A 4,233-nucleotide genomic window follows, 5' to 3' on the forward strand; every position below is an offset into this window, starting at 1 on the left:
CGCGCCGGCGCTGCTCTTCGGCGCGCGCCGGCTGCTGGTGCAGCTGTGCGGCTGGCTCGCCGCCCGCCGCGCCGGCACGACGGCCATCACCCTGCACTGGATGCACGATGTCATGCGGCCGAAAGATGCCGGCACCGCGGGCGCGCTGACCGTCCGTACGGCTGAACCCATGCGCGACGTCGAGCACCTGTGCCGGCTGCTGGCAGAGCATCTGGCCCGGGTGACGCTGGCCGCGCCGGTCGGCGATAGTGCGCCCTCGATCGGACGCCACATCGGTGACCAGCGCTGGTGATGGCGCTCGCCGCACCAGTGCGCGGGCGGGGCAAGCAGGAATGCCGCATAGGCCTGCGCGTCCTCGGCATTGAGCGACGACAGCGCCTTGCGACGCTCCAATACGGCCCACAGCAGCAGGCGTTCGCCTTCCTTGCGATAGGCCCGCTGGGTGTGCGACAGCGATCCCTCGGGGCCGCTGCGCTTCGAGTTGAGTTAGGCGCAGATCGCCTGATGGTCGTTGTCCGCGGCCAGCATGCACAGCTCGCGCGGCGCGCGGTAGCGGCCGGCCGAGCCGTCGAGCGCGCCGGGCGGGACGAACTTCTCCAATGGCACGAGCGCAGCGCCGGCCGGCACGACGGCGGCCAGCTCGGACCGGTCGACCGTGCTGATGCGGATCGCCGCATGCGCGCCGATCCGCACGCCGATCGTCGCCTGATGGGCCGTGATCCATTCGCGCACGCTCTCGCCTTTGACGCGGCCGATCGCAGGGATTGCAGCGTGCCACGCGCTACCCATCCCATGAATCCGGGTGGCCAGCGCAAAGAGCGTCGGCAGGCCTGCGGACTCCAGCCGCTGCGCGAGGACCGGCGCGAACCACGCGTGCACGCTGTCGCCCGGGCCGGGGTCCTGCGCGGCGAGATCTTCGAGCCAGTGCAGCGCCTGCAGCTGCGCGCGGACCAGCCGCTCGCGCCGCTGGCCTTTGCGCATCGAGTCGCCGTGCGCCTCGCGGTAGGCTTCCAGCTGCTCCGCTTCGCTGAAATCCTCCATGCCGCACGCAGCGGCGAAGTCCTCCAGGCTGGGTGGTGACGGCGTGCCTTCGGTGGACAGCCGGGCCGGGTCGATCAACACCAGGCGGGCGGTGCCGAACTTCGCCTCGCGCCGGGCGGCTGCCGCAAACTCCTGCCGGATCCAGCCGATCAGCGTCTTGACCTGGCGGAAGTCGCCGCGCTCGCCCTCGTAGCGCAAGTAGCGCTCCCAGGCCGCCCGCGCATCGACGCCCTGCGCGAGTGCGCGGGCGAAGGCGAAATGTTCACGAGAGAGATGACGTCTCGGGATCTGTGTCACGGCAGCGCGGTTTGCTCCAGTACTGCCGGCATGATCAGAGGCGAATCGAACGGTACGGCAAATGCAAGGTGGTCGACATCATCACCCGCCAGGAGAGGGATGGGACCGGAGGCGCCGAGACCTTGAACTGCGAGCGCATTCTGTCGCCGCTGCAGGTCCGTGGTCGCATCGACACTGACGATCGACGTCGGGCGGCCTAGGGCATTTACGACGAGGATTACGCTGTTCGACTCGTTGAAGATCGCTCCCTTTCCTGCAGCGTCGAGTTTCGCCACTACCGCTTTCGCATACCGTACTGCCGCTGGCTCGGACGATGTCGGCGTGACAAACCGAATGCCACGGCCCAACTTGGACTCGATCATTGCGCCGTGAATGACGTTGTTGCGTGAGATCAACGCCGCATCTGCAGTGAGATCCCTGCGACCAGCTTCGGCCCGTCCTGGGGCTGGAGCGCTCTCGAGCACAAAGTTGATCGGCATGATGAACGACACATCTATTGGCTGTCCGCTCATCGAGCTGGGCCGGAACCTCCAGTTCGTCACGGCGCTTACTGCGGCGTGGGCCAGTATCGGATGCGGGTTGCCGATACGATCCACCGAAACAACACGGCCGTCGGTGTTGGTCCGTACGCGCATCGCCACACTACCTTCGACGCCGCAATACCTAGCCCATGTGGGGTAGGAAGGCGGTGGGTTCGAGAGCACCTGCGGTGGACTGTCGAGGCGCTTGAACCGGGGCTCCTGCTCCAACCCACTGTTGAAGTCGTCCCTGAACCTGGCTTCCTCGCGCGCGTCGTAGCGGTTTTGCCGGGTCAGGACGGGCTGTCTGCAGGTTGCCCTGCGTTCCGCTTCGATCGGCAATCCATTGGCCCGCACGATGTTGGTCGGATCGGTGCCAGTGGGTTTCTCATCAGGACGTACAGGGGCCGTCGTTGTCGTGCAACCGGCGAGGATGAAAGAAGCAACGAAAGACAGAGCTGAAGTCTTCATGAGGGGTGCAGTGATCGAAGCGATCAGTGTTTACCGGCCCGCGGAGTGTCGAAGAGAGCATCGAGCTCGCGCCAGACCGGTTCGCACAGGCCGGGCCGGTGGGCCGCAGCGCGGAAGGCGGGATGCTCACGGCGGTACACATTCAGCAGGCGCGCATGACCGTCAGTCACGCACGCTCGCACGTTGCACAGCCGGTCGGCAGCCTTTGCGATCAGCGCGAGCTCGAATTCGGCCGAGACTGCCGCCAGCTTGCGATGCGTGCGCTCTTTGCGTGCGGCGCGATCGCCGCAGGGCTCATCGGTCAGCAGCGCTACGCACGCGGCCACAAGCGGCCCGAAATGCTCTTCCACCTCTTCGACGGTCGTAGGGGTGTCCTCGCAAACGTCGTGCAGGTAGCCCACTACTTGGGCGAGGGGACCGTAGGGCTCCAACACGGCCGCTACCGCGTCAAGGTGGACGCCATACGGCTGGTCGCCGTAGCGCTGGTCGCCGTGCCGTGCAATGGCGAAGCTGCGCGCGCAGCGCGGTTGCGGGTCGAAGGCGAGCGCGGTCATGGAGTCGGTCTGGCCGGCACGGTGCCGCCGGCGGGAAAGAAGCTGCGAATGTCGGCGTACAGCGCCGACGGCTGCAGGGCCAGCCACAGGCCCCGGATGCTGGTCGCGTCGGCGTACGGCACCGGCACGTCGACGCCCGGCACCAGCTGGCACAGCAGATCGTCATCGTCCAGGTTGAGTTGCACGCGGCAGGCCAGCGGACAGGTCGCATAGACGCTGCAGGCGCCTTCCGAGAGAAACGGACACGACACCAGTTCGGCATCGAGCGCATCGACCTGCAAACGCTCGTCTCTGGCCATCGCCTGCAGATCCTCGCGGCGGACGGCATCTGCCGGCCGCACGGCCGGCCTACCGGACGCCTGGGGCAGCAGCTGCGCTTCCGCGTCGGTGATCGTCAATGCGATATGGCAGCAGTGCGTGCAGCCGCTCCGGCAGGCGCTGACCGCGGCCAACGGCTCCAAGTGTCGATCAGCCGCACGCTGCAGCCAATGCACGCGCTTCGCGACGGTGCGGGCGGCGCCGGCAGCGCGCAGCTGCGCGAAGACGTCCGCGGGCGAGCCGGCGGCGGCGACTTTGGCTCGCGCCCGCTGCATGGCCAGCGGCACGCGCTCTGCGAGCGCAGGGGTCATGGTTCCAGTAGCTCGCACCGCCTCAGATCGAATCCCTCATCGGAGGCTTCCGGCCAAACAGGCGTCGATCGCTCGATCGGCCTCTGCCTTCGTATCGAACTCCTCACCGCGGAAGACCACGGGTCCGCCGGCGGCAAAGAAGGCCTCGTATCGGAGGGCATCGGGTGCGCATCGGCGCGCCTGTTCACGGACGCGTTCAGCGAATTCCGCTCGGAGTTGACGTTCTATGTGCAGCCGGAGTGCGAGGTAACCGACGGCCAGCAGGCTGGTGGAACTGATAGTGAGCAGAACGGGTACGAACAGATCCATATTAAGAATCGTTGATTGGAGGGAGCCAGCAGGTTGCTTTGAATTTTCGCGGGAGACTATTTGCTTTCATTGCTTAAAGTTTGAGCAGACCACCAAGATCTAAGCCTGGAGCCATCTTTCAGCAGCTTTTGAGGTGTTATCCACACAGTCGTTCCCACAAAACGGGGACAAGTCCGCTGGCCATGGCCGGTCAGCGCGGTCTGCGAATCCGCGAACCCACTACGCACCTTGCACGTAGCCCCATAGCCCAATACGCAGCGGTAACACCGCTCGTCACCGGCACCTCAACATTGCGGCTATTCTTCTGACGTCTCACGGTAGTTTGTGATTCAACGAAGAAATCATGACCACCTCCTATCCGTTAGACCGCCGAAAGCGTGCAGGTCACCTCCCAAGGCAGATATACCTGCCGCG

General features: G+C 65.9%; 5 protein-coding genes and 1 pseudogene. 1 reads left to right on the top strand and 5 read right to left on the bottom strand.

The features are described 5' to 3' along the window. Nucleotides 1-247: pseudogene (locus QZ500_RS15725) on the top strand (DNA polymerase Y family protein); the annotation flags it as partial. Nucleotides 248-486: 239 nt separating this feature from the next. Here the strand turns inward: QZ500_RS15725 and QZ500_RS15730 are convergent. The 5 genes from QZ500_RS15730 to QZ500_RS15750 are packed head-to-tail and all read right to left on the bottom strand — an operon-like array spanning nucleotide 487 to nucleotide 3,819. Next, on the bottom strand, nucleotides 487-1,338 hold the full coding sequence (locus tag QZ500_RS15730) for a phage integrase family protein (protein WP_295856403.1): 852 nt from the start codon (nucleotides 1,336-1,338) through the stop codon (nucleotides 487-489). Next, the gene (locus QZ500_RS15735) at nucleotides 1,335-2,327 is read right to left on the bottom strand and encodes an energy transducer TonB (RefSeq protein WP_295856405.1); all 993 of its coding nucleotides are present in this window, start codon (nucleotides 2,325-2,327) and stop codon (nucleotides 1,335-1,337) included. Before QZ500_RS15735 ends, QZ500_RS15730 begins: the two co-directional genes overlap by 4 nt. Before the next feature lie 23 nt (nucleotides 2,328-2,350). Continuing rightward, nucleotides 2,351-2,881 (bottom strand): HD domain-containing protein, encoded by a 531-nt coding sequence (locus QZ500_RS15740; RefSeq protein WP_295856407.1) that lies wholly within the window; start codon nucleotides 2,879-2,881, stop codon nucleotides 2,351-2,353. Continuing rightward, nucleotides 2,878-3,510, bottom strand: a complete 633-nt coding sequence (locus QZ500_RS15745; RefSeq protein WP_295856409.1) for a YkgJ family cysteine cluster protein — start codon at nucleotides 3,508-3,510, stop codon at nucleotides 2,878-2,880. Before QZ500_RS15745 ends, QZ500_RS15740 begins: the two co-directional genes overlap by 4 nt. Before the next feature lie 36 nt (nucleotides 3,511-3,546). Beyond that, nucleotides 3,547-3,819, bottom strand: coding sequence for a hypothetical protein (locus tag QZ500_RS15750; RefSeq protein WP_295856411.1), 273 nt, complete (start codon nucleotides 3,817-3,819; stop codon nucleotides 3,547-3,549). Between the last annotated feature and the right edge of the window lie 414 nt (nucleotides 3,820-4,233).

Source organism: uncultured Xylophilus sp. (assembly GCA_913776965.1).
Taxonomy (GTDB): domain Bacteria; phylum Pseudomonadota; class Gammaproteobacteria; order Burkholderiales; family Burkholderiaceae_C; genus Xylophilus.